A 24,426-nucleotide genomic window follows, 5' to 3' on the forward strand; every position below is an offset into this window, starting at 1 on the left:
TTATTTATGAACCAGACAGAAAAAGCAGCACTTACGGATATAAATAAAATTGAATCCTTCAGGACAATAATGGAAAAACTGACCATTGGTACTGAATTGACCCATCAGGAAATTGTATATATTTTAGGCTGCGCTATCATATTTCTGAAAAATTACGAACTCGACAACAGGTTAACAAGCTATGCGGAGTTCGCCTACTATATCATACTAAAGTACAGTACCCGCTACAAGGACTACGCCCCTCTTTATGATTTTTCAGCCAACTTCGGCTATTATCCGGTTGCCAAAGCAATTTTGAACGACGGACTGCTGGAACAGGAATCTCTGGAAGACCACTGCATCGGCATTGAACTGGAGCGTTACAGACACGAGGAATATATAGAAACCGTACATCAGTACAACAGTAAGCGAAAGCTGCTTTCCGACAAAACTTTAGAAGTCAGCTATGTAGCCCCAACTTCATTCGGTAAAAGTTCCGTTATTGTAGATTATATCAAAAAATATGCATCAGTAAAAAGCAGGATCGCCATCATCGTACCTACCAAGTCACTTCTTATGCAGACCTATAAGATGGTCCGAAATGCAGGTCTTGGTAAAAAAATTATCATTCATGATGAAATGTTCCAGGGCCAGGATTCTTTTATCGCAGTTTTTACCCAAGAGCGTGCATTACGCCTATTAAGCAAAAATGCCATCTTTTTTAATGTGCTATTTATTGATGAGGCACATAACATTTTAAAGGATGACCCTCGCAGTATTCTACTTTCACGGCTGCTGGCAAAAAACCGCGTACTAAACCCCGATCAGAATGTGGTCTACCTTTCCCCGCTGATTGAGGATGCGCACAGCCTTAAGGTTGCGCAGGAGCAAAGTATCAGCCAGCATAAAATTCCTTTCAACATAAAAGAGCCTGAGATATATGAATTTAACGTGAATGGAAATGTAACGGTATATAACAGGTTCGTTAATGAACAGTACGGCGTGGGGCATTTTAAAGATATGTTTGCCTACATCAGCGCCACTTCTGCCAAGAAAAATTTCCTGTATAATTATCGTCCTGTTAGCATAGAACTGGCTGCCAAAGAACTGGCGCGCCACCTTCCGATAATTGACAGCTCGGGGCCCGTGTACGAACTTATAAAAATCCTAAAGCAGGAGGTTCATGAAAAATTCTACGCGGTAAACCATCTGCAGCACGGGATTATTTACCTTCACGGCAAGCTACCGGACCTTATCAAAGAATATCTGGAAAGCAAGTTTAAAGATCTCCCGGAAATTAAATACATCATTGCAAACTCTGTGATCCTGGAAGGAATGAACCTGCCGATCGACAATCTGTATATATTGAACACCTATTCACTTGGAGGAAAGGAACTGACAAACCTAATCGGCAGGGTCAATCGTTTAAATACTATTTTTTCATCCGCTTCCAATGACCTTGCAAAACTGCTTCCAACGGTTCACTTTGTTAACAGTACGCTTTTCAACAGGAAAGACGGAAAGATGGCTGCAAAAATCGGACTGCTTCGCAGCCGTATTTTCAAGGATGCTGTACACAACCCAACTCTTGATACCTTTAATGTGGCCAAACTGACCAAAAGCGAAAGAGACCGGAAAAAAGATCATTTCGTCCAAGTGCAGGAGGATGAAACATTCCTTACAAAAACGCCTGAGAACTCTTTTGAAAGCGTTAAGCAGTATCTCATAGAGTCCGGAATTTCTAATTTTTACGATGATCTTGATACTATTTGCCGAAGGCTCGACCAGCTTCTGGGAATGGTTAGAAGCAGCCCGGGCTGGACACTACTTGACATGATGGGCAAGATCAACTACATATTCATAAATAATGCAGATGTCAAAGATGCGGAATTTAAGCGGCTTCAATATCCGCAGGCCCGCAGATACTATGATTATCATATTACAATCAGTCAGAAAAAGGCGCTCAAGGAAAACGTCAACAGTATGTTTACCTATTTTAAGACACGTATTGCTGAAAGGAATCCCCTGACCTTTTTTGGAAAAACGTACGGCGAAGTCGGCAGGACCGAAAGCCAGCAAGAAGCAAAACTTTACATTAACCTTGGGACAAAAACGGATGTGGAACTGATTAATTTAGCCATTATCAAACTGAAGATGGAGGATGATTTTATTAGTTTCAAACTGAACAAATTTATAATCATGTTATATGACTATAAACTTATTTCCGTGGATGACTACAATACCTATATCTACGGTACAACGGACCAGACTAAAATCGATCTATCAAAAATAGGCCTTAGTGTCAGTCTGATTTCCAGACTTGAGAATGACAGCCAGTTGCAATATTTATATTTTGACGAGTACAATAATCTGCGTTCACGTCCAGAATTTGAAGCGTATAAAAACTCAGTTAATGACTTCTACAGATTTGAAATTGAACGCTTTTTAAATTAATTTATCGTTTTTAAAATGTTTTTCTTCAAATTCCTGTACAATCAGGATAATTTTTTGGCACAATGCGGCAAATTCGGCAGTCTGTTTTTCCAACTTGTACAAGTACGCTGCTGCCTTTTTCTCCGAAAAATTACGGTACAAAAGTTTCACAACCTGATTATAATTTACTCCTACTGACCGGAACTGACTATGCAATGTGGTCAGCCGCATATAAAAATCAACTGTTCCCTTGTCTATTTTCACCGTCTTCACTTCTTTTCCAAATAAAAGGGAGATGATAAATTTTGCCTTATTGTGCATTCCCGACGATTCATATAGCGATAACAGCTTCGCATTTTCCTTTTCAGTCAGACGAAAAACATGTCTGTGTATACTGGGATCAATTTTCGGATTCCTGCCCCCTTTGCCGCCTCTTCTTTTATTTTCTTCTTTCATCTTAAGTCGATTATAACTTCTGCAATAAAACCTGACTTCGGAAGGTTTTTCCAGCCCCCGGAAGGGCAAGTTGTTTTGGGGCACGAACTCAGTTTCGAGTGCCTCAAAACACAACTTGCCGTGTTCTGGCGAACACAAAAATCCGCCCTTCGGGACGGATTAAATATAGAGGGAAAGACAGCCTGACGCTGTCCTCTTTATTGCCAGAAATGTTTATTTGTTTTTGCATAAGTCCGTTACTAATATCACAGTACAAAAGAAAGCACTCTCTATCAAAGTACTATAAATCAACAGAATACCAAAAAAAGTCTTTGAACGCCAATTAGTGCCATCTAAAATGAAGCACATATATACCTGCATTTCTTTGTATGTGCAAAAAGGCGCAGGGATGTAAGTATGTTGGGACGTAATTTATCAATTATGTAAGCAGCTGCACAGGGCCAGATTTACAGATTTGGGTTTGTATTTAAATAGAATCACAAATACATACCAATGTATATAACTCGATAAAAATGCATCTACTCTTGTAAATACATAAATACCACATCATGCAAGCATACGGCCAAGTGCATAAGTGCACACTGAAAGGTCCACCAAGGTACATACAACTGTGCGCACAGATATAAGTAAATATTAAATACATAAAAAATGAAAACAGAAAACCAACCCGTATTCGTTGCTTTTTCCTCCCAAAAGGGAGGTGTAGGCAAAAGTACATTTACGGCGCTTGCCGCCAGTACCCTTCATTACCGCCTTGGCTACAATGTGGCGGTATTCGACGCCGACTTCCCGCAGCACAGTCTCATGAAAATGAAAGAACGTGATTTAGCAATGGTCATGGAAAATGAGTTTTTAAAAAAGACTGCTTTCAGGCAGTTTACAGCTATCAACAAGAAAGCGTATCCGATCTTTCAGCATAAAGCCGAAGGAGTGCTTCAGGCGGCACATGACTTTGTAGATTCTCTATCAGCTCCTGTTGATTATATCTTTTTTGATCTTCCGGGAACAGTAAACACTACTGGCATTTTGAAAGCCCTGGCGGGTATGCATCACATTTTTACGCCGATCACAGCGGACCGTGTGGTGATGGAAAGCACCCTTATTTTTACCCAGCTTATGAAGGATGTTATTATGAAAAAAGGGGATACGTCCATAAAAACAATTAACCTGTTTTGGAATCAGGTAGACGGCCGTGAACGCTCCCCTCTGTACGAGGTCTATAACAAACTTATTGATGAGCTGGGCCTGAGCCTAATGGATTGCCAGATCATGAACAGCACACGTTTTCGCAAAGAAAGCGAAGCAGATGCCAGAACTGTTTTTCGTTCCACCCTGATGCCCCCTGATGAGCGGCTGATGAGCACTTGCCGTCTGGACCAGTTTATGAAAGAATTTTTACAAATCACCCAATTATAGCATCATGGAAAAATACAATAACAAAAAAGCCATTCCTGAAATAAACGAGGAGATGATGATGAACTTGATGGTAGAGGGCGTAAAAAAAGAAGGTTTGCAGCTTCCTTCCGAGCAACCTAGAGACGTGATAAAAAAATCCAAGGAAAAAGATTTTCCAAAAGAGCGCGCCAAAATCAAAAAACCAGCTGAAGAAAATTACGAAAGCCTCTTTTTTAAAAAGTCCGAAACCAATGCCCGTGAAGGAAAAACAGTATATATTCGGCCAGATTTTCATGAGAAGCTTACCCGTATTGTGCAGGTTATTGGAGAGGATAAGATCAGCATTTACGCGTATCTGGACAATCTGCTCGAATATCATTTTCAGGAGTTCGGTGAGCAGATTATCTCAAGTTTTAATGATAAGTACAAACCTATATTTTAATTATGGAAACGTTGATTTTGATATGCCTTTTGGCTGTAATGGCCCTACTCCTGCATGATAAAATTAGTATTCAGATACGGAAAAAGGAAAAGCCTGTTCGTGGGAAACCCAATCATAAACTGCCTAATGTTATGGGACAGCCTAAAACCGTACAACGCCTTTCGACGCCAAAGCATGCAGATGAGCGCCCAAACAGCAACAAGAAACAACAAACCGATAATTTTGATATTGAAATCGACAAAGAAGATTTTGATATAGAAATTCCGCAGGAAGAACTGGACGATGTTTTCAGAAATCAGCCCGATTTGGAAGAGGAAGAAGAAGAATGGAACGGCTATGGAATGTCGGCATGGAATGACGGTTTTGCCCAAGGGGTTACCTTCGAGGAACTAAGCGCTGTGGGGATGCTGCTGATAAAGGACAAGCTGGAGCCATCCCAAAAGGAAACAGCCATTGCATTAGTTCAAAAAATACAAGGAACCGAATTATTCAGCCTGCTGGAAAATTCCATGGAAAGTGCTTCCCGAAAAATAGCAGAGCTGCTGGACGGCAGCCTTTCCTCTGAAAAGGATTCCGGTTCTTCTTATCTGCGGAAAAATGATTTCAATGATTTTGATATTGGGGATTTTGTCTAAAGGCAAAATCCCCTTTATTATTTAATGATTGATACATTAGGTAGTTTAAGTTTTAAAGGACACAAATACTTAGCTTTTTCGTTGGCGCTCAAATAACAAATTTTAATGTCGAAACACTGTCGTTTCGGCGTTTTTTTTTGCCTGAAAATTACATTTTTCTACATCTGACTGCCAAGTAGTTCCACAGAAAGCCACTTCCCTGCAGGCACTCAATTTTCATCACACTTTTGTCGTCAGAGCCCGCATAGTGCGGGAATACAGTAACAATCTAAAGTGTTTAATGATGAAAAAACAGAGAAAAAAAATCCTGCAGGCAGCAATGTTAGTGCTGTCATCCTTACAGTTATCTGCGCAGGGAAACGGTACGGCAGGTATCACGGAAGCCACGCAGATGGTCACCTCTTATTTTGACCCTGCCACTCAGCTTATCTATGCCATAGGCGCAGTAGTAGGGTTAATTGGCGGGGTTAAAGTGTATAACAAATTCAGCAGCGGGGACCCCGACACCTCAAAAACCGCGGCAAGCTGGTTCGGAGCCTGTATCTTCCTTATTGTAGCGGCTACCATACTGCGCTCCTTCTTCCTTTAACCCTGCACTATGGATACGTACAACATCAACAAAGGTATTGGAAGGACAGTCGAGTTCAGGGGGCTCAAGGCGCAGTACCTTTTCATTTTCGCAGGCGGACTGCTTGGAATACTTATCCTGGTCATGATACTGTATATGGCCGGAACCAGTTCCTATATCTGTCTTTTTCTTGGGGCAGGCGGTGCTTCGCTGATCGTGTGGCAGACCTTCTCGCTCAACAGAAAGTACGGTGAACACGGACTGATGAAAATCGGAGCAAAAAAAAGGCATCCCCGATACATCATCTGCCGAAAACCAGTACGTCGCTGCTTAAGGCCAACTCCTAAACCCACTACGGCATGAGAAATACAGCCAAGACCACAACACTGGAAAGCAGATTTCCACTGCTGGCAGTAGAGAACAACTGCATCCTTTCCAAGGACGCCGATATTACTGCCTGCTTTGAAGTCCGGCTGCCCGAACTCTTCACGGTGGCTTCGGCCGAGTATGAAGCTATTCATTCTGCCTGGCATAAGGCCATTAAGACCCTGCCAGATTTTACGGTCGTCCATAAACAGGACTGGTACATCAGGGAAAATTATGATCCTGAATTAGATAAGGATGACCATAGTTTTCTGGCCAGGTCTTACCAGCGGCACTTTAATGAGCGTCCGTTCCTGAACCATTACTGCTACCTGTTCCTTACCAAGACCACCAAAGAGCGCATGAGGATGCAGAGCAATTTCTCCTCGCTATGCAAAGGTACACTGATACCAAAGAAAATACGGGACAAAGAGACAATACATCGTTTTATGGAAGCCGTAGCGCAGTTTGAGCGCATTATAAACGACTGCGGATTTGTCAAAATCAGTCGGATGAGTGAAGACGACATTATTGGATCTGAAGACAGACAGGGACTGCTGGAACAGTACCTGACCCTGTCAAGGGAAACCGGAACACCGCTCCAGGATATTGCCCTGGGCAGCGAAGAGGTCCGTGTGGGAAACAAAAGGCTGTGCCTGCATACCCTTTCTGACACCGACAACCTGCCCTCATCTGTATCGGCTGATACGCGATATGAAAAACTGTCCACCGACCGCAGTGACTGCCGACTTTCTTTTGCTGCGCCTGTGGGACTGCTGCTGAACTGCAACCACATTTACAACCAGTACCTGTTTTTGGACAACAGCGAGGAGAACCTGCTCAAGTTTGAAAAGTCAGCCCGAAACATGCACTCGCTGGCACGATATAGCCGCGCGAACCAGATCAACAAAGAATGGATCGAACACTATCTCAATGAGGCACATTCTTTTGGACTGTCTTCCATCCGCGCGCATTTCAATATCATGGCATGGTCGGACGACCCATCCGAGCTCAAACAGCTGAAGAACGACTGCGGGAGCGCACTGGCCCTTATGGAATGCAAGCCAAGGCTTAACACGACTGATACCGCTACACTGTATTGGGCGGGAATGCCAGGAAATGCAGGAGATTTCCCCAGCGAGGAAAGCTTTTACACTTTTATCGGGCCTGCTTTGTGTTTCTTCACAGAGGAAACCAATTACCATAATTCGCCATCTCCTTTTGGTATCAACATGGCGGACAGGCTTACAGGGAAACCGATCCATCTGGACATTTCGGACCTGCCGATGAAACGAGGTATCATTACCAATCGTAATAAGTTCATACTCGGCCCCTCGGGAAGCGGCAAATCTTTTTTCACCAACCATATGGTGAGGCAGTATTATGAGCAAGGCGCGCATGTATTGCTGGTGGATACCGGCAACTCGTATCAGGGTTTGTGCGAGCTTATCAAGGCAAAAACCAAAGGCGAAGACGGGGTATATTTTACCTATACCGAGGACAATCCCATTGCTTTTAACCCTTTCTATACCGACGACGGGGTTTTCGATATTGAAAAGAGGGAAAGCATCAAAACCCTCATACTGACCTTATGGAAACGTGATGACGAGCCTCCCACGCGCTCCGAAGAGGTGGCACTCTCCAATGCCGTGAGCGGCTATATTGAAAGGATCAGGCAACTTGATGCATTTCCTTCTTTTAATGGTTTTTACCGTTACATAAAGGAGGATTTCCGTCAGGTATTGGAAGCAAAGCAGGTAAGGGAAAAAGACTTTGACCTAGCAAATTTCCTAAATGTGCTGGAGCCTTATTACCAAGGAGGCGAATACGATTACCTTCTGAATTCCGATAAACAGCTGGACCTGCTTTCCAAGCGTTTTATAGTATTTGAAATCGACGCGATCAAGGACCATAAAATCCTGTTTCCCATTGTGACGATCATCATTATGGAAGTGTTTATCAACAAGATGAGAAGGCTCAAGGGTATCCGTAAACTGATCCTGATCGAAGAGGCATGGAAAGCGATTGCCAAGGAAGGAATGGCCGAATACCTCAAGTATCTTTTCAAGACTGTCCGCAAGTTCTTTGGAGAAGCCATTGTGGTAACCCAGGAGGTTGATGATATTATCAAGTCCCCTATTGTCAAGGAAAGCATCATCAACAATTCGGACTGCAAAATCCTGCTTGACCAGCGAAAATACATGAACAAGTTTGATGATATCCAAGCGATGCTGGGGCTGACCGATAAAGAAAAGGCACAGGTGCTTTCCATTAATATGAACAATGATGCATCACGCCTTTACAAGGAAGTATGGATCGGACTTGGAGGAACGCACTCTGCGGTCTATGCCACCGAAGTCAGCCTCGAAGAGTATTATGCCTACACAACCGAAGAAACCGAAAAACTGGAAGTGATGCAGCTTGCCTCGGAACTTGGGGGAAATGTAGAGCTCGCCATCAAGCAGATAGCCATAAGGAGGCGCGAGCATGAAAATCCATAATTAGTAATAATTCTAAATCTATAAAAATGAAAAAAATATTATTTATGGTGTCTGCGGCAATTATGCTTGCCGCTGCACCATCAGCAAAAGCGCAGTTCGTGGTTACCGACCCGGCCAACCTGGCCTCGGGGATTCTCAACAGCGCAAACGAAATCATACAGACTTCCTCTACGGTAAGCAATGTAGTTAAAAACTTCAAGGAAGTCGAAAAGGTATACAAGCAGGGCAAGGAATATTATGACAAGCTGCAGGCCATTAATAATCTGGTAAAAGACGCCCGCAAGGTACAGCAGACAGTACTCTTGGTGGGCGATGTATCGGAAATGTATGTACAGAATTTCGGCAGGATGCTCAGTGACCCTAATTTTTCGGCAAGGGAACTAACCGCTATTGCCAAGGGGTATTCGGCGCTGCTGGGAGAAAGTACCGAGCTTTTAAAAGAACTCAAGCAGATTGTAACCTCATCAAGCTTGTCGCTCAGTGATAAGGAACGCATGGACATTGTTGACCGTGTATACAAGGAGGTTAAAGAATACCACAGCCTGGTGCGCTACTACACCAACAAGAATATTTCGGTCAGCATCCTGAGGGCTAAAAAGCAGAACAGCACCAAAAGGGTGCTTGAGCTTTACGGCACTCCTGACCAAAAATACTGGTGATATGGAATTTAATAATCTTCACCAGGTCCTCCGCTCACTTTATGATGAGATGCTGCCACTCTCAGCCGATATGGCGGCAGTAGCCAAGGGACTTGCCGGACTCGGGGCACTGTTTTTTGTGGCTTTGAAAGTCTGGCAGGCGCTCAGCCGGGCAGAACCTATTGATGTCTACCCGCTGCTGCGCCCTTTTGCACTTGGGCTCTGCATCATGTTTTTCCCGAGCATTGTACTGGGCACTATCAATGCCGTATTAAGCCCGATAGTCCACGGAACGCACAGCATTCTGGAAGATCAGGTATTGGACCTGAACGATCTGCAGGCAAAAAAAGACCAGCTGGAGCATGAAGCGATGATCCGCAATCCCGAGACCGCCTATATGGTATCGGACGCGGAGTTTGACAAGAAACTCGACGAGCTGGGCTGGTCTCCTTCGGATATCGGGACTATGGCCGGAATGTATATGGACAGGCAGACCTATCAGATAGAGAAAATAATAAAAGAATGGTTTCGCAACCTGCTTGAAATACTGTTTCAGTCTGCAGCGCTGGTTATCGATACCATACGGACTTTCTTTCTGATTGTTCTCTCGATCCTTGGCCCTATTGCATTTGCCATATCAGTCTGGGACGGCTTTGAGTCAACACTCACCCAGTGGATTACCCGTTACGTCAGCGTTTATCTCTGGCTTCCAGTAGCGGACCTGTTCAGCTCAATGCTAGCCAGGATCCAGTCACTGATCATTGAAAAGGACATTGAAATGCTTGCAGATCCCTCTTTCATTCCTGATACCTCAAACACGGTGTACATCATTTTTATGATCATCGGTATCGTGGGTTATTTTACTATTCCGACGGTAACAGGCTGGATTATACAGGCAGGAGGCGCAGGAAACTTTTCACGAAACGTTCACCAGACTGCCATGAAATCCGGAAATATCGCAGGCGCCGGAGCAGGATCGGCCGCTGGCAACATTGCCGGAAGGCTGATCAATAAATAACTATAAATATTCAATAAAATGGAATTTAAAACACTGAGAAATATAGAAAACAGTTTTAGGCAGATCAGGCTCTACGCTATCTTGTTTGCCGGGCTCTGTGCAACGGTGACCGGATACGCCCTTTGGAAATCGTACGGTTTTGCCGAGCTGCAGCGCCAGAAAATTTATGTGCTGGACAATGGCAAATCGCTCATGCTGGCACTTGCCCAGGACGCCTCGATCAACCGTCCGGTTGAAGCACGCGAGCACGTAAGGCGCTTTCACGAACTGTTCTTTACCCTGGCACCGGATAAAAATGCCATTGAAAGCAACATGAAAAGGGCATTTAACCTTGCCGATAAAAGCGCCTTTGACTATTACAAGGACCTTTTGGAGAAAGGCTATTACGGCCGTATCATATCGGGCAATGTACAGCAGCGTATCGAGATAGACAGTGTGGTCTGCAATTTCGAGACGTATCCGTATGCGGTGAGAAGCTATGCCCGGCAGATTATAATACGCTCCAGCAATGTGACCCGGCGCAGTCTGCTTACATCCTGCCTACTGGTCAACTCGGTGCGTTCGGACAATAACCCTCAGGGCTTTACTATTGAAAAGTTTGCGGTGGTTGAAAACAGGGACATAGAAGTTATTGAACGCTAAAAAAAATCTCATGGAAGCATTATTAGATTTAGACGCATTCGCGAGAGTCCTAACTGACAAAGGATATAGCGGTTATTTCCATACGCAGGGTGCGCATGCCGGAAAGCTCAAAGACAGCATCGGGGAATACCTTGAAAGCTGCCGAAAAGAAACAGACTGTTTACCCGAAGAGGACTTGCTGCTGACAGGCTACCTGCAATGGTCGGGCCCGGACAAGCCCAGTGTACGATGCATTATGCTGGTAAAATACCTTGCCGGTAAATTTTCCCTGAGCGCAATGGAGGTTGCAAGGAAAGACCAATTTGGACAGCTGCTGAAAAAATCGGAACTGAAAAACCTGTCTGTGCTATCTGCACCGGGCGCAGCTCAGGCAGTCGCTTTGGTGAGTGAAGAACACGAGCAAAAAGCAGATAGGTCCGCTAAACGTTTCAAGCTATGAAAACAGAAATAATAACGTTATGAAAAATTTAAGAACAAAAATAGACCAGTGGCTGGAAAAGCTTGATAAGGACTGGGAAGCGATGCCTGTAAAAAGGCAGCATCTGGTGATACTGTACTTTTTTGCAGCGTACGTGCTGCTTACCGGAGTTGTCATTTTCAATGTCTGCCGTGATACTGCAGCTGCCCGAAATAGCATGGCTGTAGACCATATCGAAAACCCCGCCCCGTCAGGAAAACAAAGTCCGGCGCCTTTGCAGGATTCCCTAAAGCCTATTTTAAAACAATAAGATTATGAAAGACACTAAGAAAAAGGTCAGCCTTCTCTCAGAAGGGACCGGCCATAGCAGTACCTCGTTTTTGCCTGATGAAAAAAAGGGAACTGTCGAGCGTCTTAAAAAGCCGCTGATTTTTACCCTGATGGGTATTGTCTGCATCGGCTGCCTGTATCTGATTTTTAATCCTTCGACAGATAAAAAGCAGATCGAAAATATCGGGCTGAATGACAGCGTGCCGCAGGCAAGCGAATCGGTACTGCAGGAAGACAAGGAGAAAGCGTATGAGCAGGAAATGCTCGAAGACAAAGAAGAGCAAAAAAAGAAAGCGTTAACAACGCTGTCCGATTACTGGAATCAGGACAGCGATAAGCAGAAAGAAACCGTGCCTGATCAGGCGGAAGAGCCAAACAATCCAGCGCTGAACAGCTACCGCAATGCACAAAGCACGCTGGGCTCTTTTTATCAGCAAGAGACCGGTGAAACAAAAGAACTCCGCAGGCAACTCGAGGAGCTCAAGGAGGAACTCGCCCAAAAGGATGTTCCCGCCCCTGTCACTATTGATGACCAATTGGCACTTATGGAAAAATCCTATCAGATGGCCGCCAAGTACCTTCCATCCGGATCCAGTCCTGCAGAGCCTGTAGGCAAAAACACTGCTGCGCCGATTGCACACTCACAAAAGGAGGCTTTTGAAGCATTAATTCCCGCAAAAAAAAACAGGGTATCCTCGCTGTACCGCCAACCTTCCGACAGCACTTTTCTGGCTGAATGGGATAAAAACGGAAACCACGGATTTTACACCGCAGGTAAATCAGAAGAGCTGCAACAGCCAAAAAACAGCGTGAAGGCATGCGTGCACCAGTCTCAGACCATTATTGGTGAGACAGCTGTTTCCCTTCGTTTGTTAGAGCCTGCCCGGATGTCAGGTCTTACTGTAAGGGCAGGAACAATGGTAACGGCGAATGCCAAGATACAGGCAGGACGCCTGCAGTTAAAAGTCACTTCAATCGAACTGGACGGTATTATTATCCCGGCGGACATCACCATTTATGACCTGGACGGACAGCAGGGCGTAGCTGTTCCCTATTCAGCTGAAAGGAATGCCCTTACAGAAATGGCGGGCAATATGAGCCAGCAGTCCGGGACGAGCCTTATGATGACACAGTCTGCGGGACAGCAAATGGCCGCGGATTTAAGCCGGGGCGTAGTCCAGGGCATCTCGGGCTATTTCTCCAAAAAAGTAAGAACGCCTAAAGTGATCCTGAAAGCGGGACATCAGGTCTTTCTGGTGTCTAAAAAATAACAGCAATCCTAAATAAATTATTATGAAAAATCATTTCAAAACATTTTGGGCAACCGCCCTTTTAATAGCCTTTTCACTGACCTCATCTGCGCAGGAGAACCAAATCGAAAACCTTGAGTTCGCAAAGATAGAACCCTACAATATGCAGGTTACCTATGACAAAACTTCGCATCTTATTTTCCCTTCGGCTATCCGATATGTGGATCTTGGAAGCGAACACCTGATTGCGGAAAAGGCCCAGGATGCGGAAAATGTGCTGCGCGTCAAGTCATCGGTCAAGAATTTTGAAGAAGAAACGAACTTTTCAGTAATTACCGATGACGGCCGTTTTTACAGTTTTAACGTGCACTACAGTTCCAGCCCGCCTACTCTCAGCTATGATCTTGTGGCAATGCAGAAAGCCACGGACAAGGCAAGGGGAAACGGCGTTCTTTTTGAAGAGCTTGGGAAAACTCCGCCATCGCTCGCTGTACTGATACTGGAAACCATTTACAAAAAAAATAAGCGAATCGTAAAACACATTGCATCGAAGCGTTTCGGCATACAATTCACCTTAAAGGGAATTTATATCCACAATGGCAGGTATTATTTTCATACGGAACTTGGAAACCAAACCAATGTCCCTTTCGTCATTGATTTTATGAGCTTCAAGGTGATAGACAAAAAAACAGCCAGACGCACTGCCGCTCAGCAAATAACGCTGGTCCCGCTTCGCATGTTCAAGCCCCTTACGGAGATTCCAGGAAGGAGCACAGACCAGAATGTTTTCCTTTTAGACCAGTTTACCATCGCTGATGACAAGCTGTTGGTAATTGAGATTTTCGAGAAAAACGGAGGCAGGCACCAGATACTGGAGCTGGAAAATTCAGATTTGGTAAAAGCAAGGCTGATCAATGACATGCACCTGAAATTTTAACAACGATAAAAAACAGAAAAATGAAAAAATATATCTATGCAGTGATCCTGGTATTGACCAGCATTATTATGACCAACGCACAGCGCATGATCCCGAGGCAAAAAGGATTCGAAATTAATACCGGAACCTTATCCGGTGATAGCCCATGGCGTAATTATTTCCTGAACCTTGGCATGACCATAAATGGCAAAAACGGCAGTTATCAGCTTTGGACATTGGAGTACAGCCACCAGTATTCGAAGTACAAAGGCCTGAACCTGCCTTTGGAAACCTATATCGCGGAAGGCGGTTACAGTTTCTTCCTGCTGGGCGATGCCCGCAGGAATATTGTCCTGAATGCAGCCCTTACGGGAGTTTTGGGTTATGAGAGCATCAACCGCGGTGAGGATCTGCTGCAGGACGGGGCTAAAATAATAAGCGAAGACAGCTTCCTTTACGGCGCCGGCGGACGGTTGTCTTATGAAACCTACCTGTCCGATCATCTGGTGCTTTTGCTGCAGGGCCGCATAAAAGTGTTGTTTGGCACTGGCCTGCAGCAGCTCCGCCCCTCGGCTGGTTTGGGATTAAGGTATAACTTTTAAAACCTAAAATGATGAAAGCAATTTTTAACAGATTCAAAATAGGGTTACTGCCAGTCCTCATGTTATCCTTGACCCTTTTATCGTGTCAGAGTGACGAACTTCAAATACAGCATAATTTTCCTTTTGAGGTCAAAACAATGCCGGTTCCCGCAGGTATTGCCCATGGAAAAACAGTGGAGATAAGAATTACCATTGAAAGGGACGGCAATTATGCAGGCGCGCAGTATTTCCTGCGCTACTTTCAATTCGAGGGCAAGGGAACACTGCGGTATTATGAAGATGCCCCTTACTTGCCGAACGACTTATATCAACTGCCCCAGGAGCGGTTCAGGCTGTATTACACCTCTGAGTCCCTCGTTTCACAATCTTTCGATGTTTGGATTTCAGATAATTTTGGAAACGAGAAGAAACTCACTTTTGAATTTAGTAATAGTGATTAAAAAGATAATTATCCGTTTAAGAAAAACGGAGTTGTAAACTATTTACAACTCCGTTTTTTTATTTGCAAGGTTATAAAACCTGACTGTTTATACATACAATTGCTTCACCGTGATTGGCGTCACCAAAAACAAATAACGGTTGTTGAGATTTGCAATAGGCTGCGTGGCAGAATGAAAAAGAATTAAATCATTTAGCAGCATTTTGCACCTTCCTGGATTGGCGGGCACTTGACGCTTCCATAACTGCAATACACACAACAGTCACCTTCCAAAGGTTTTAGCATTGTCTTGCATTTTTCGCATTCGTAAAAATACTGACAGGCATTTGTCGGCATTATTTCTTCTTTTTTATGCCCACAGTTTGGACAGGTTATGATTGACTCTAACTTTATTTCCATTATGATATAGTTTTACTTTTTAGTGCTGTATAGCCTGTGGAGTTGATCGCTTTCCCGATTTCATCAATACTTGTCTGTTTGCTGTCAAAACGAACAATGGCGTTTCCTTTCTCATAAGAAACCACAACTTCGATAATTCCTTTTAGTTTGCTAATTTCAGTTTTAACGTGATGCTCACAACCTGCACAAGTCATTCCTTTAATTGTAAACTCCACTTTCTGAATCTTGGAAGTTTGGGTAATAGTGGCTGTACTTTGAACCTTTGGAAAAAAGATATGGGCATACATTGGAAAAGATAAAAGTAAAGCCGCCATAACGGTGATAATCCCTAAAAATGATTTTGTTTGCATAAAATTCGGTTTTTCAATTATTTCACAATTACAGTCAGCGTTTTTTTGCGATTCCAACTTTTGATACCAGGCAAAACCAAGCACTACAACTGTCAAACCGATTAGATAAGGCCTGAAGGGTTCGAGCCAGGAAAAAGTTGAAGCAAGCCCGCTTGTTCCTGCAATCAGCGCCAAAACAGGTGTAATGCAGCAAAGTGAAGCTGCTACTGCTGTAAAAAGCCCGGTGCCGATTAGTTTTTTATCCGTTTTCATATTGTTGCTGCAATTTTATTATTGTCCAGTATTTTAAAAAATGGGTTGAGCATATTTTCGTATTCTTTTGTCAATGAATAAAAAATAGTCTGTGACTCCCTTTCGGTTACAATGAGGTTCCTGTCCCTGAGTTTTCGTAAATGCTGGGAGACTGCTGAAATAGTCATACCCAGAATATCGCTTAAATCACAAACACAAAGGCGTTTTTCTTCATAAAGCAGAAACAAAATCCTCAGCCTTACCTTATTGCCTGCCAATTCAAGTCCATTTGATAAATAGTCAAAAGAGACATGAAGTTCTGAAACCCGTTCTTTGCAACGAATAATCTGCTTAATGTCTGCCTGTTGTCTTATGCAAGAAGTATTGTCCATAATGCAAAGATAACCAAATTGCTTATTTAAGCAAATACTAAAATACAAATTCAAATATTTTTTATTTTTTGGGATGGTGACCCGGAATTTATTCTCTGGGAAAGAGAGGCTCCCCGGCCAAAACAGGAAAAGGGATGCTGAACATCCCTTAAAAATACGCCGCAGCGGTTTTGGTAAAATAGCGGGCACTGCATTTTAGCAAAAGCGCTGCACCGATAAAACGCAAAAAGGCGCTCCGCCCGCAGGAAGGAGTGCCTTTTTGCCGCCCGACCTCGGGCTTATCCCACCCCGATGGGCTGTGAGCGGAAATCCTTCAAATTCAGGAAAAATCCCCTGTTGGGTGTCATCCCCTCACGAAAGAGGTTCCATAACAGCGAGCATCCCATCTGCGCCAAGGCAGAATTAATATACAAGTCCTGTTTGTCGAGCGCCTCGGCAAGCGAACAGCTTGGGGTGTCGTCCACCGCTTCCGACTGCTTTAGCAATTCGCCAAATTCCTCGGTCACAAACGGCAGGCGCTCCACCGTTTCAAAAATCCCAGACTTGGGTTGTCGAATCTCCCCAACGGTGGACAAAACAACCTGACCCGTGTACTGGCTGTTGCCAAAATCCATCCAGTATTTCGGGTCGTCCCTGTGATGCCTCTGATTGCTGTATTTTAAAATATCGGCAATCTCAAAACGGGAGCCTGCGCTGTCCGTACACGTGATATAAATCGTTGCCTTTGCATTTGCGGGCAGTTTTCCAAAGCAGTCCCTTTTAAATTTAACGGTTTCGGCTTTCCAGTTTGTTCCCATAAAACGGTTGGCACGGTTGATAAGTGCCACGGATTTGTACAGCCCTGTCTCACTGGGTGCAAAACGCTGTCTGCCCAGATTGGCATTTGTGATAATGTCATCATCCCAAAGGCGGACGCACAGCCCTGCATGCCCCAGCGATACGAGGCTGTGGTTCATCTCCATCAGGGCAGTCAGCACTTTTGAGCCTGTACCGCCTGCCCCTATGAGGTTGACCGTAATGGGATTTGTCGGGCTAATCAGGTACGGGTCTGTAAAATGGACTTTGGTTTTTCCTGTTTTCATGACAATAGGTTTTTAAGGGTTTTGTTATTGGTTTTTAAAAGGGCTGTCGGAAAGGGTCTGCCCGATGAGACAAGGTCTTTCCAAAGGCTCACGCAGTTTCCTTTTACGGGACTTGCCTCGCCCATTAAATGGCTGAAATAACTGTTGAAAAAATAATCTTCCCATGCATTTGTGAAGTCTTCCACGCACGCAGATTCGGTAATGCTGATATTGACCGACCCCATACAGACCCTGCCGTCCTCATAGATATTGAAAAACGGGGCGAAGTACAGCGGTGTTTTTTCGGTGGGTCTTTTATTGCCCGAAAGCGCAAAGACCCGCAGGCTGTTTTTGGTAGCCTGCCAGACCATGGGCGGGACATACGCTGTTTCGCACGGTATGCCCAGCGATTCTATAAAATAAAGGCTTCTTTTTTGGGATTTGGTGTACCATATCACTGCGCCTTTGTCCCTGCTCGGATTGATGTGCAGGATGTTTGTCGGCAGTATCCCGCCCGATTTTAAAAAGGCGGTCTGCTTTTGCTTTTCGGTTACAAGCGCTTTTGCAAGCGCCTCGGCTTCACGCTCTGTAAGCGGGTGGGCATTGATGGGCGTGCCGTTTTTGTCCATATCGAAATGCTCGACGTAAATATCTTTCTGCGCTCCTTGTGATTCATAAAAAACAAGGGCGGATTTCGGGTGGTAGAGTGTCCCGAAATCTTGGGTGATATCAGTTAAAGTGTTCATCTTGTAGTGGTGTGTAGTTATACAATAATTCGCAGAGATCGTCCAAAAGCACAAACAGCCGGCTTTCAAAATCAAGACTGTTTTTGGGCAGTTCCTGCCCGTCAAAGTGTTTTATAATGGTAGGCTCATCCATAGAACCGTACTCGTTAAATTCATTGTTGATGCTCTCTTGAATACTTTCATAGAGCCATCCTTTGGTATCGGAAATAAATGAAATATACTTTTCCATGCCAATGCTCTCGGTTTCCGTGTCTTCATCCTCATCCTCTTCGTGTACGGATGCATTTCGAAAAATGCTCTCATTGGGGTAATCGGTGTATATAGCAAAAGCTTTTTTGCCTATATCCAAACACTGTTTATCAAAGTTATCACGGCTTTTAAAACCGTTAAGCCGTTTTTCAAAAAAGTTCAGGTTCATGGGACTGAAAAACTTTTGTCCCATACAGTCCCCGATAAGTTCTGCCTTGTCAAACTCCCGCACGTACCTCTCGTTTTCTTCCCTGTCCTGTTCCTCTTCCGTCCATTCCCTGTGCATTTCATAGAGCCAGTAGAGGTAACTGCCCTGCTCCCTGTAGTATGGGATACTCGTAATATGGTACAGATAAGAGCAGATAGAGAGAAGCAGGTGCGCATTTTTTTTGCGCTCAGGGTCTTTGAGCATCTGATAAATCGGATGGGTCGGGATATAATACAGGGTTGTGCCTGTATTGAATTTTTCCTCGCTGACCAGATACGTTTTAAAGCCGTCCTGTAGTACCCTTATTTCCTGAAAATTAATAAAGCTGTTTTTCAGCTTCTGCTCCAAATCCCATACAGCGAGTGCCATATTATAAGGATATTCCAAATGACGGGTCGGCATTGGCGAAACACCGTAATGCCCCGAAAGACGCTCAAGGGAGGCATAAAAATCAGACTGCATTTTTTCAGTTTCCTGACAAGCCCGTGCCTTTTCGCCCTGATAGAGTTTAGGCAGAAAAGAAACCTTTAGAAAACCATCGGTAGCATCTGCGCAGGCACACAGAGGCATTTGTCCTTCTGTACCTCGCCCAGGTCTTTGGGTCTTTGCATCGAGTGCATAAACCCGCTGAGCTGTTCGTGAAGCTGTTTTTGTCTTTTTTGCGCAGGCAGTTTTACTGTCCCTGAAATAATTGTCTTTTGCATGATTCATGGCTTTTAAATTTTGGTTATCCTTTTGTCCCCATTACCGTTTCAAATCGGTATTCGACCGCATCGTCCCTGATTGCAGGGGCGGATATTTTGGCGGTGGTCAGTATCGGATAGGTCGGAGCATAAAAATGCAGTACCGCCTCGATGCTCCATCGTGGTTCGGGGTCGGAAAGCCTGATTTCCTGCCCCTTGTCTTTGAGTATAAAGACCCGCTGTAAGTGTGTCGATAATAACATGATTTCCGTTTTTTAGATTAATATCCCTGCTCTTCGGGGTCGTCCTCACAGTATTCTGTTTTTTCCCATTCTGTTTCTTCCACTTCTGTTTCTTCCACTTCTGTTTCGGGGTCTTCGACCTCATCGGGATAGTGTGGAAAAAGTGCCTCACGGGGCGGTTCGGGTGCTGACTTCTCTACTGTACTGCCGAAAAGGTCGGGCGCAAACTGTGCCGAAAGTTCGGATTTGCGTCTGCGTATCTCCTCCGCCTTAAAGGGAAACTCGTGTATTTCAGGCACTTTTATCCATGCCTCACGGAATTTGCCGTCTTTTTCCAGTTCGTCCGCTTTTGCCATGGCATCCGTATACTTTTTGTCTTTGGCTTCGGTTTCCTTTTTTTGGCTGTCGGCTTTTTCCTTCTGCATTGCCGACTGTTTTTTGGTGGCTTCCAACTGTTTCATATAGCCTTCCATATCGACCATCAGACCTGAGGCGGTCTGCATGGGTGTGGTTATGTTTTCAAAAAAACCATGGTCAAGTTCTTCCGCTGTTCCTGTAAGGTTCAGTGGCGGTATGCTGTGTTTGGCACTGTCGGTGCAATTCTCGTTTTGAAGCATGACCAGTACGATAAGCTTGTTTTCTGCGCCCTTTGCAATGGTTATGTGCAAATCACCCGTGATTTGCAACTGCGCTACCTGATTAAAAAAATTAGTGTTCATTGCTGTAAATTTTAAAATGTTTTTTGTTGCATCCTTTCTATATGCAGGGCTATAAGTGCGCTTATATCCTGTCGTTTTTTAAAGCAGTCGCCCCGTAAGGCGACCGCCTGTAAGCTCTAGTTAAGGCTTAGGATTTCCGCTCCGCTCTTTTCAAAAACCGTACATAAATCAAATGCCTTTTGGGCTTTTTCCTGAGCTGTGCCACCCATGACAATGGACTGCAGTTTGGCCTGCTCGTCTTTATATTTTCTTACATTCTGATAGTAGCCCGTCACGGCATTGTAAGCCCCGAAAAGCGTGCCTTTAGTGGTTTCCATCTGCTGTGATTCGCTTGCCATGGCGTAGGCAAAAGCATCCTCCACGGTATTTTTAAAGACGGTTGAAACGTCCTGCTCCGCCCCTTTTTTGATTAAATCCAACGTTTCCTTATTCGGGCAAAGTGCCAGCTGGATGAGTTTTTTAACCTCGCTATCGGACACCTTTACTTTTGCCCACTCATTGAAAATGCCTTGCAACTGCGTGGTCAGGGTGTTCGCCAGTCCCATTACTTTGTGGGCATCATCAAGGCGCTGTTTTGCCCCTGAGGTGTGGCGGATTCGCACCACGTTGCTCATGGAGCGAAGCGATGCGTTCAGCGTATTTTGGCATACGATGCGGATGGGGGTAAAAGCCGCCGTGATGCTTCCGCTCCCATCGTGGGAGGTGGTCAGGAAAATGTATTTTTCGGTCACGTCATCCCCTTTGCCCACACGGATATAGTCAGGGAGTTTGGCTGTGATAAAGATGCGTTCCCCCTGCCCGAGCGCCCCTGCTGTTTCGTACAGTATCCCCTCCCCGCCTACAATGGCATCAAAGAAACGGAACGCCTCACGGTTCTGTACGATATGGTAGTCTTTCCCAACAACGCCCAGTACAGTATTATTGTCGGTGCGCACGGTGGCAAAACAGTCAGGGACTGCCAGTTCGCTGTTTTTCGTTACGATACCGCCCGCAGGCAGGACAATGCCCGAAGCCTTGGTGTACAGCGGGCTTTTAGCTACCTCGTAATCAAGTCCTGCATGTGCTATGGCTTCGGCGCTTGTCGGGTACTGCTCCACTATCTGCCCAAGCCCGTGCCACGCTTTCTCTTTCACGCTGAAAAAAGAATAATTTCCTGTTTGACTGTTGTAATTGATATTATGTGCCATGATATTTGATTTTAAAATTTTATAATTTGCTTGGAATACTTTTGCTTACTTATTTCGGATACTGCCCTTTAAAATGGCAGGTCGTCCTCAGGCTCTTTTGCGGTGACCTTTTTGCTTTCTCCCTGTACTGCATTCAGTCCAGTTTGAACCGCCTGCGCATTTTGAACTGCCTGTGCACCTTCGGATTTCTTCCCGCCCCCGTGCAGTTTGATGTTGGAAGCGTTGAAGTCAAGCCCTGCACGGGGTTCTCCGTCTCTTCCCGTCCACGCCCTTGCGCTTACCCTTCCTGTAAGTTCCACCACGGCACCTTTGGTCAGTATACTTGCCACTTTGGGGCTGATCCAGTAGGCGCATTCAAAAAAGGTGGTCTGCTCTACCTTGTCGCCCTGTCTGTTTTTGTAGCTGTCGTTGATGGCTACTGAAAAATTGACTACCTGTCTGTTGTCTGACAATGTGCGAACCTGCGCATCTTTTGTAACTCTTGCTGTAATGTTCATGATTTCTAATTTTTAAAAATTTTTACTTTTTTTATCGCCTGCTTTTTTCTTTTTGCTTTTTTTATTTTTTACTTTATTTTTTTTGAAATTTATTCGGCAATGAGAGGAGGCGCTGTTTTGTTTCATCATTGCAGTTTTCAATATTTCAATTTTCATTTCTGACATTTTTTTTTATTCGTCTAAAGAGCCGGAGTATGCTATGTTTTGTTTCATGAGCATAAAAAGGTGAGTGTCCGGCAAAAGCAGGGCTTTGAAAAAAAATACAACCCGGATGGGTGGAGATTTTTTGGCAAACCTGAAAGGCCCGGCCTTGCTTTTGCTTCAGGACACGGACTACCTTTGCTCCTGAAATAAGACAACAGCATACAGGTCTTTGATAAAAGAAAAAAGGGAAGCAATTGGGATACTATGGACAAACATAGCCAGGAAGAAAAGCAGTCACCACCGATGTGGATTCTATTAATGGCACCACAGGCAGGGCCAAAACTAAATACGAAAAAAAAACATCGCAGCAGCAATTCTTTGAGTATCAGATGTGACTGGAAAAACAATGCCGAAACAAGAAAAATACTTCATCAATAATCCCTCATCCCTTGACAGGTCTGCACATTTTATGTAATTTTGCCCTATGACCCCCGAAGAGATAAAACGCTATTTTGAAGCCACTCCGCCACCTAAGGAAGTGGACTGGAAGCCCTGGGCTAAAATCACAGATTCCCAGGTTTTTCTCAAGAGCTGTTACTCCACTATAAACAATTATAAAGGAAGTCTGGACATGTGCCCGGCATGGTGGCATTTGAAAGATTTTTATATGCTTGTAAGGCGAAATTCACAGGAAACAAAAAGCGGGAATCAAACGGAATAGACTCGAAATTTCAGCCTGTTTAAATGCATCTTTACACTTTCATCCATCTAATTTTTACTTTTTACACGGTTATATTATTTTGCTGCCGCCTCTTACGAGGCGGTTCAATCCCAGTAATCAAAGCGCCGGAATAGTTTTATTTCTAATAGGTTGCCTTTTGTCCTTTTAAAAAAGATTGCCAGAAGATTTTCGGATAAATCCTGCCGTAAATTTTTCTAATTGCGATCCGCCGTAAATTCTGAATAAAGAGAAAATGATCGTTTTTTGCCTGTCTTGAAACTCCCATAAAATAAGATATTTTTAATTTTGTTATCATTTGTAACATAATTATTTTTAAAATTGTTCTGATCTATACTAATTTTGACTTGTATAAAAGGAGAAAAGAGTATGGAAAGGTCAATTGTACATATCGATATGAACACGTTTTTTGTCTCCTGCGAAAGACTTACCAATTCCGAATTAAACGGAATACCGCTTATTATTGGAGGAGGTGAAAGAGGTGTTGTGGCCTCGTGCTCCTATGAGGCCCGTCGTTTTGGAGTACGCTCCGCCATGCCCATTCACATGGCCATGAAGCTTTGCCCACAGGCTAAAATCATGAAAGGGGATATGGAACTATATTCCCGGCTTTCGCATGACATCACCGAGATCATTCAGGAAAAAGCACCCGTGGTGGAAAAGGCAAGCATCGATGAATTTTATCTCGATATTACCGGCATGGACAAGTTTCATGGCAGCTACAAATGGACGAGTGAATTGGCCCAGACTATTATCAAGGAAACCGGCCTGCCGCTCACCTTTGCATTGTCCATCAATAAAACAGTATCCAAAATTGGAACCGGGGAAGGAAAACAGAAACAAAACCTGGAGATACCCCAGCATTTGGTGCAGTCCTTTTTGAATCCCTTGTCGGTTCAGAAAATACCAATGGTCGGTGACAAAACGTTCCAGCTGCTCTCACGCATTGGGATCCGAACCATTGAAACGCTCTCCAAAATGCCGTGTGATGTACTGCAGCAGATGATCGGCAAAAATGGTTCGGAGCTTTGGAAAAAAGCCAATGGTATAGATAATAATCCCGTGGAGCCCTACACGGAGCGAAAATCCATTTCCACCGAACATACCTTCTCTCAGGATACCATCGATATTGACAGGCTAAAAAGGGTGATTCTGGGAATGATTGAAAAACTGGCTTTTCAATTGCGATCGGAAGAGTGGCTGACTTCCACGGTCACCATCAAAATACGCTACGCCAATTTTGATACCGAAACCAAGCAGTGCCGCGTGCAATATACCTCGGCGGATCACATTCTGACTAAAACCGTAACGGATCTTTTCGAAAAACTATACCAGCGCCGAATGCGCCTTCGCCTTATTGGTGTGCGCTTTAGCGGACTGGTTCGCGGTACGTATCAGATCGATCTTTTTCAGGATACCGAGGAAATGCTCGCGCTCTATCAGGCTATGGACCGGATGAAAACCCGTTATGGTTTTGATGCTGTGATGCGCTGTGCCGGGGCCTCCTTTAAACCCAATACTAAAAATGAAATTTTAAAACGTAAATCCCAGTAA

General features: G+C 44.4%; 31 protein-coding genes. 19 read left to right on the top strand and 12 right to left on the bottom strand.

Translation table 11 applies throughout. From position 1 onward, the window contains the following. Positions 1 to 6: 6 nt before the first annotated feature. Positions 7 to 2,433 carry a DEAD/DEAH box helicase gene (locus LNQ49_RS04920; RefSeq protein WP_229987602.1) on the top strand — a complete coding sequence of 809 codons (2,427 nt, stop codon included), beginning with the start codon at positions 7 to 9 and terminating at the stop codon, positions 2,431 to 2,433. On the opposite strand, the gene mobA is transcribed toward LNQ49_RS04920, so the two are convergent. Beyond that, positions 2,425 to 2,868: a conjugal transfer protein MobA gene (mobA, locus tag LNQ49_RS04925; protein WP_229987603.1), complete on the bottom strand. Its 444-nt coding sequence runs from the start codon at positions 2,866 to 2,868 to the stop codon at positions 2,425 to 2,427. The genes LNQ49_RS04920 and mobA overlap by 9 nt on opposite strands. 648 nt (positions 2,869 to 3,516) lie before the next feature. On the opposite strand from mobA, the gene LNQ49_RS04930 reads away from it, so the two are divergent. From LNQ49_RS04930 to LNQ49_RS05000, 15 genes are all read left to right on the top strand, one after another. Then, entirely contained in the window at positions 3,517 to 4,284 is a 768-nt protein-coding gene (locus tag LNQ49_RS04930) for a ParA family protein (protein WP_163399439.1), read from the top strand. Positions 4,285 to 4,288: 4 nt separating this feature from the next. Next, positions 4,289 to 4,705 (top strand): DUF3408 domain-containing protein, encoded by a 417-nt coding sequence (locus tag LNQ49_RS04935; protein ID WP_163399440.1) that lies wholly within the window; start codon positions 4,289 to 4,291, stop codon positions 4,703 to 4,705. 2 nt (positions 4,706 to 4,707) lie between these two features. Continuing rightward, positions 4,708 to 5,340, top strand: coding sequence for a conjugal transfer protein TraD (locus tag LNQ49_RS04940; RefSeq protein ID WP_229987604.1), 633 nt, complete (start codon positions 4,708 to 4,710; stop codon positions 5,338 to 5,340). A gap of 283 nt (positions 5,341 to 5,623) precedes the next feature. Beyond that, positions 5,624 to 5,929, top strand: coding sequence for a DUF4134 domain-containing protein (locus tag LNQ49_RS04945; protein ID WP_095382661.1), 306 nt, complete (start codon positions 5,624 to 5,626; stop codon positions 5,927 to 5,929). Between the two features lie 9 nt (positions 5,930 to 5,938). Next, entirely contained in the window at positions 5,939 to 6,271 is a 333-nt protein-coding gene (locus tag LNQ49_RS04950) for a DUF4133 domain-containing protein (RefSeq protein WP_229987605.1), read from the top strand. Beyond that, entirely contained in the window at positions 6,268 to 8,772 is a 2,505-nt protein-coding gene (locus LNQ49_RS04955) for a TraG family conjugative transposon ATPase (RefSeq protein ID WP_229987606.1), read from the top strand. The genes LNQ49_RS04950 and LNQ49_RS04955 overlap by 4 nt, the downstream gene beginning before the upstream one ends. 26 nt (positions 8,773 to 8,798) lie before the next feature. Next, positions 8,799 to 9,431, top strand: coding sequence for a DUF4141 domain-containing protein (locus LNQ49_RS04960; protein ID WP_095382658.1), 633 nt, complete (start codon positions 8,799 to 8,801; stop codon positions 9,429 to 9,431). 1 nt (position 9,432) lies between these two features. Beyond that, positions 9,433 to 10,428 (top strand): conjugative transposon protein TraJ, encoded by a 996-nt coding sequence (gene traJ, locus LNQ49_RS04965; RefSeq protein WP_229987607.1) that lies wholly within the window; start codon positions 9,433 to 9,435, stop codon positions 10,426 to 10,428. 18 nt (positions 10,429 to 10,446) lie between these two features. Beyond that, positions 10,447 to 11,070: a conjugative transposon protein TraK gene (gene traK, locus LNQ49_RS04970; RefSeq protein ID WP_095382656.1), complete on the top strand. Its 624-nt coding sequence runs from the start codon at positions 10,447 to 10,449 to the stop codon at positions 11,068 to 11,070. 10 nt (positions 11,071 to 11,080) lie between these two features. Next, positions 11,081 to 11,509, top strand: coding sequence for a hypothetical protein (locus LNQ49_RS04975; RefSeq protein ID WP_229987608.1), 429 nt, complete (start codon positions 11,081 to 11,083; stop codon positions 11,507 to 11,509). A 19-nt stretch (positions 11,510 to 11,528) separates the two neighbouring features. Continuing rightward, a complete protein-coding gene (locus LNQ49_RS04980) occupies positions 11,529 to 11,798 on the top strand; it encodes a nitrogen regulatory IIA protein (RefSeq protein WP_095382655.1) in 270 nt (89 codons plus the stop codon). Positions 11,799 to 11,802: 4 nt separating this feature from the next. Beyond that, positions 11,803 to 13,089 carry a conjugative transposon protein TraM gene (traM, locus tag LNQ49_RS04985; protein ID WP_229987609.1) on the top strand — a complete coding sequence of 429 codons (1,287 nt, stop codon included), beginning with the start codon at positions 11,803 to 11,805 and terminating at the stop codon, positions 13,087 to 13,089. Positions 13,090 to 13,111: 22 nt separating this feature from the next. After that, positions 13,112 to 14,005, top strand: a complete 894-nt coding sequence (gene traN, locus LNQ49_RS04990; protein WP_229987610.1) for a conjugative transposon protein TraN — start codon at positions 13,112 to 13,114, stop codon at positions 14,003 to 14,005. Positions 14,006 to 14,025: 20 nt separating this feature from the next. Continuing rightward, complete coding sequence (locus tag LNQ49_RS04995; protein WP_095382652.1) at positions 14,026 to 14,586, top strand: conjugal transfer protein TraO; 561 nt, start codon at positions 14,026 to 14,028, stop codon at positions 14,584 to 14,586. Between the two features lie 8 nt (positions 14,587 to 14,594). Further along, a complete protein-coding gene (locus LNQ49_RS05000) occupies positions 14,595 to 15,026 on the top strand; it encodes a DUF3872 domain-containing protein (RefSeq protein ID WP_428978335.1) in 432 nt (143 codons plus the stop codon). Positions 15,027 to 15,217: 191 nt separating this feature from the next. Here LNQ49_RS05000 and LNQ49_RS05005 read toward each other — a convergent pair whose 3' ends face one another. The 11 genes from LNQ49_RS05005 to LNQ49_RS05055 all read right to left on the bottom strand — a co-directional run bounded on the left by LNQ49_RS05005 (position 15,218) and on the right by LNQ49_RS05055 (position 22,145). Beyond that, positions 15,218 to 15,424, bottom strand: a complete 207-nt coding sequence (locus LNQ49_RS05005) for a GDCCVxC domain-containing (seleno)protein (protein ID WP_095382650.1) — start codon at positions 15,422 to 15,424, stop codon at positions 15,218 to 15,220. Next, entirely contained in the window at positions 15,424 to 16,026 is a 603-nt protein-coding gene (merTP, locus tag LNQ49_RS05010) for a mercuric transport protein MerTP (protein ID WP_095382649.1), read from the bottom strand. The genes LNQ49_RS05005 and merTP overlap by 1 nt, the downstream gene beginning before the upstream one ends. Continuing rightward, positions 16,023 to 16,397 carry an ArsR/SmtB family transcription factor gene (locus LNQ49_RS05015; RefSeq protein ID WP_095382648.1) on the bottom strand — a complete coding sequence of 125 codons (375 nt, stop codon included), beginning with the start codon at positions 16,395 to 16,397 and terminating at the stop codon, positions 16,023 to 16,025. Before LNQ49_RS05015 ends, merTP begins: the two co-directional genes overlap by 4 nt. Positions 16,398 to 16,675: 278 nt before the next feature. Next, positions 16,676 to 17,479: a PRTRC system ThiF family protein gene (locus LNQ49_RS05020; protein ID WP_095382647.1), complete on the bottom strand. Its 804-nt coding sequence runs from the start codon at positions 17,477 to 17,479 to the stop codon at positions 16,676 to 16,678. After that, on the bottom strand, positions 17,476 to 18,204 hold the full coding sequence (locus tag LNQ49_RS05025; RefSeq protein ID WP_229987611.1) for a PRTRC system protein B: 729 nt from the start codon (positions 18,202 to 18,204) through the stop codon (positions 17,476 to 17,478). Before LNQ49_RS05025 ends, LNQ49_RS05020 begins: the two co-directional genes overlap by 4 nt. Next, complete coding sequence (locus LNQ49_RS05030; protein ID WP_229987612.1) at positions 18,188 to 19,372, bottom strand: hypothetical protein; 1,185 nt, start codon at positions 19,370 to 19,372, stop codon at positions 18,188 to 18,190. Before LNQ49_RS05030 ends, LNQ49_RS05025 begins: the two co-directional genes overlap by 17 nt. Before the next feature lie 16 nt (positions 19,373 to 19,388). Then, the gene (locus tag LNQ49_RS05035; RefSeq protein ID WP_229987613.1) at positions 19,389 to 19,607 is read right to left on the bottom strand and encodes a PRTRC system protein C; all 219 of its coding nucleotides are present in this window, start codon (positions 19,605 to 19,607) and stop codon (positions 19,389 to 19,391) included. Positions 19,608 to 19,624: 17 nt separating this feature from the next. After that, on the bottom strand, positions 19,625 to 20,305 hold the full coding sequence (locus tag LNQ49_RS05040) for a PRTRC system protein E (protein ID WP_229987614.1): 681 nt from the start codon (positions 20,303 to 20,305) through the stop codon (positions 19,625 to 19,627). Between the two features lie 116 nt (positions 20,306 to 20,421). Next, positions 20,422 to 21,492, bottom strand: a complete 1,071-nt coding sequence (locus LNQ49_RS05045; protein ID WP_229987615.1) for a DUF932 domain-containing protein — start codon at positions 21,490 to 21,492, stop codon at positions 20,422 to 20,424. A 68-nt stretch (positions 21,493 to 21,560) separates the two neighbouring features. Continuing rightward, positions 21,561 to 21,989, bottom strand: a complete 429-nt coding sequence (locus tag LNQ49_RS05050) for a single-stranded DNA-binding protein (RefSeq protein ID WP_095382641.1) — start codon at positions 21,987 to 21,989, stop codon at positions 21,561 to 21,563. Positions 21,990 to 22,001: 12 nt separating this feature from the next. Next, on the bottom strand, positions 22,002 to 22,145 hold the full coding sequence (locus LNQ49_RS05055) for a hypothetical protein (protein WP_191002638.1): 144 nt from the start codon (positions 22,143 to 22,145) through the stop codon (positions 22,002 to 22,004). A 252-nt stretch (positions 22,146 to 22,397) separates the two neighbouring features. Between LNQ49_RS05055 and LNQ49_RS05060 the strand changes: the two genes are divergently transcribed. The 3 genes from LNQ49_RS05060 to dinB all read left to right on the top strand — a co-directional run bounded on the left by LNQ49_RS05060 (position 22,398) and on the right by dinB (position 24,426). Beyond that, positions 22,398 to 22,571 carry a hypothetical protein gene (locus LNQ49_RS05060; RefSeq protein WP_191002637.1) on the top strand — a complete coding sequence of 58 codons (174 nt, stop codon included), beginning with the start codon at positions 22,398 to 22,400 and terminating at the stop codon, positions 22,569 to 22,571. A gap of 46 nt (positions 22,572 to 22,617) precedes the next feature. Next, the gene (locus tag LNQ49_RS23355; RefSeq protein ID WP_095382640.1) at positions 22,618 to 22,854 is read left to right on the top strand and encodes a DUF6965 family protein; all 237 of its coding nucleotides are present in this window, start codon (positions 22,618 to 22,620) and stop codon (positions 22,852 to 22,854) included. 387 nt (positions 22,855 to 23,241) lie between these two features. Beyond that, positions 23,242 to 24,426 carry a DNA polymerase IV gene (gene dinB / locus LNQ49_RS05065; protein ID WP_095382639.1) on the top strand — a complete coding sequence of 395 codons (1,185 nt, stop codon included), beginning with the start codon at positions 23,242 to 23,244 and terminating at the stop codon, positions 24,424 to 24,426.

Origin of the sequence: Flavobacterium pisciphilum, from assembly GCF_020905345.1 — a bacterium.
GTDB lineage: Bacteria > Bacteroidota > Bacteroidia > Flavobacteriales > Flavobacteriaceae > Flavobacterium > Flavobacterium pisciphilum.

Excerpts from the sequence above, each read along its gene's own strand:
- LNQ49_RS05040 (WP_229987614.1), bottom strand. The coding sequence starts at position 20,305 with ATGAACACTAATTTTTTTAATCAGGTAGCGCAGTTGCAAATCACGGGT.
- LNQ49_RS04940 (WP_229987604.1), top strand. The coding sequence starts at position 4,708 with ATGGAAACGTTGATTTTGATATGCCTTTTGGCTGTAATGGCCCTACTC.
- LNQ49_RS05025 (WP_229987611.1), bottom strand. The coding sequence starts at position 18,204 with ATGAACACTTTAACTGATATCACCCAAGATTTCGGGACACTCTACCAC.
- dinB (WP_095382639.1), top strand. The coding sequence starts at position 23,242 with ATGGAAAGGTCAATTGTACATATCGATATGAACACGTTTTTTGTCTCC.
- LNQ49_RS04975 (WP_229987608.1), top strand. The coding sequence starts at position 11,081 with ATGGAAGCATTATTAGATTTAGACGCATTCGCGAGAGTCCTAACTGAC.
- LNQ49_RS23355 (WP_095382640.1), top strand. The coding sequence starts at position 22,618 with ATGACCCCCGAAGAGATAAAACGCTATTTTGAAGCCACTCCGCCACCT.
- LNQ49_RS05000 (WP_428978335.1), top strand. The coding sequence starts at position 14,595 with ATGATGAAAGCAATTTTTAACAGATTCAAAATAGGGTTACTGCCAGTC.
- LNQ49_RS04945 (WP_095382661.1), top strand. The coding sequence starts at position 5,624 with ATGAAAAAACAGAGAAAAAAAATCCTGCAGGCAGCAATGTTAGTGCTG.
- LNQ49_RS04960 (WP_095382658.1), top strand. The coding sequence starts at position 8,799 with ATGAAAAAAATATTATTTATGGTGTCTGCGGCAATTATGCTTGCCGCT.
- LNQ49_RS04980 (WP_095382655.1), top strand. The coding sequence starts at position 11,529 with ATGAAAAATTTAAGAACAAAAATAGACCAGTGGCTGGAAAAGCTTGAT.
- LNQ49_RS04935 (WP_163399440.1), top strand. The coding sequence starts at position 4,289 with ATGGAAAAATACAATAACAAAAAAGCCATTCCTGAAATAAACGAGGAG.
- LNQ49_RS05035 (WP_229987613.1), bottom strand. The coding sequence starts at position 19,607 with ATGTTATTATCGACACACTTACAGCGGGTCTTTATACTCAAAGACAAG.
- LNQ49_RS05045 (WP_229987615.1), bottom strand. The coding sequence starts at position 21,492 with ATGGCACATAATATCAATTACAACAGTCAAACAGGAAATTATTCTTTT.
- LNQ49_RS05030 (WP_229987612.1), bottom strand. The coding sequence starts at position 19,372 with ATGAATCATGCAAAAGACAATTATTTCAGGGACAGTAAAACTGCCTGC.
- LNQ49_RS05055 (WP_191002638.1), bottom strand. The coding sequence starts at position 22,145 with ATGAAAATTGAAATATTGAAAACTGCAATGATGAAACAAAACAGCGCC.
- LNQ49_RS05005 (WP_095382650.1), bottom strand. The coding sequence starts at position 15,424 with ATGGAAATAAAGTTAGAGTCAATCATAACCTGTCCAAACTGTGGGCAT.
- traJ (WP_229987607.1), top strand. The coding sequence starts at position 9,433 with ATGGAATTTAATAATCTTCACCAGGTCCTCCGCTCACTTTATGATGAG.
- LNQ49_RS04950 (WP_229987605.1), top strand. The coding sequence starts at position 5,939 with ATGGATACGTACAACATCAACAAAGGTATTGGAAGGACAGTCGAGTTC.
- LNQ49_RS05060 (WP_191002637.1), top strand. The coding sequence starts at position 22,398 with ATGGACAAACATAGCCAGGAAGAAAAGCAGTCACCACCGATGTGGATT.
- traK (WP_095382656.1), top strand. The coding sequence starts at position 10,447 with ATGGAATTTAAAACACTGAGAAATATAGAAAACAGTTTTAGGCAGATC.
- LNQ49_RS05050 (WP_095382641.1), bottom strand. The coding sequence starts at position 21,989 with ATGAACATTACAGCAAGAGTTACAAAAGATGCGCAGGTTCGCACATTG.
- LNQ49_RS04995 (WP_095382652.1), top strand. The coding sequence starts at position 14,026 with ATGAAAAAATATATCTATGCAGTGATCCTGGTATTGACCAGCATTATT.
- LNQ49_RS04920 (WP_229987602.1), top strand. The coding sequence starts at position 7 with ATGAACCAGACAGAAAAAGCAGCACTTACGGATATAAATAAAATTGAA.
- LNQ49_RS05015 (WP_095382648.1), bottom strand. The coding sequence starts at position 16,397 with ATGGACAATACTTCTTGCATAAGACAACAGGCAGACATTAAGCAGATT.
- LNQ49_RS04955 (WP_229987606.1), top strand. The coding sequence starts at position 6,268 with ATGAGAAATACAGCCAAGACCACAACACTGGAAAGCAGATTTCCACTG.
- traN (WP_229987610.1), top strand. The coding sequence starts at position 13,112 with ATGAAAAATCATTTCAAAACATTTTGGGCAACCGCCCTTTTAATAGCC.
- merTP (WP_095382649.1), bottom strand. The coding sequence starts at position 16,026 with ATGAAAACGGATAAAAAACTAATCGGCACCGGGCTTTTTACAGCAGTA.
- LNQ49_RS04930 (WP_163399439.1), top strand. The coding sequence starts at position 3,517 with ATGAAAACAGAAAACCAACCCGTATTCGTTGCTTTTTCCTCCCAAAAG.
- mobA (WP_229987603.1), bottom strand. The coding sequence starts at position 2,868 with ATGAAAGAAGAAAATAAAAGAAGAGGCGGCAAAGGGGGCAGGAATCCG.
- LNQ49_RS05020 (WP_095382647.1), bottom strand. The coding sequence starts at position 17,479 with ATGAAAACAGGAAAAACCAAAGTCCATTTTACAGACCCGTACCTGATT.
- traM (WP_229987609.1), top strand. The coding sequence starts at position 11,803 with ATGAAAGACACTAAGAAAAAGGTCAGCCTTCTCTCAGAAGGGACCGGC.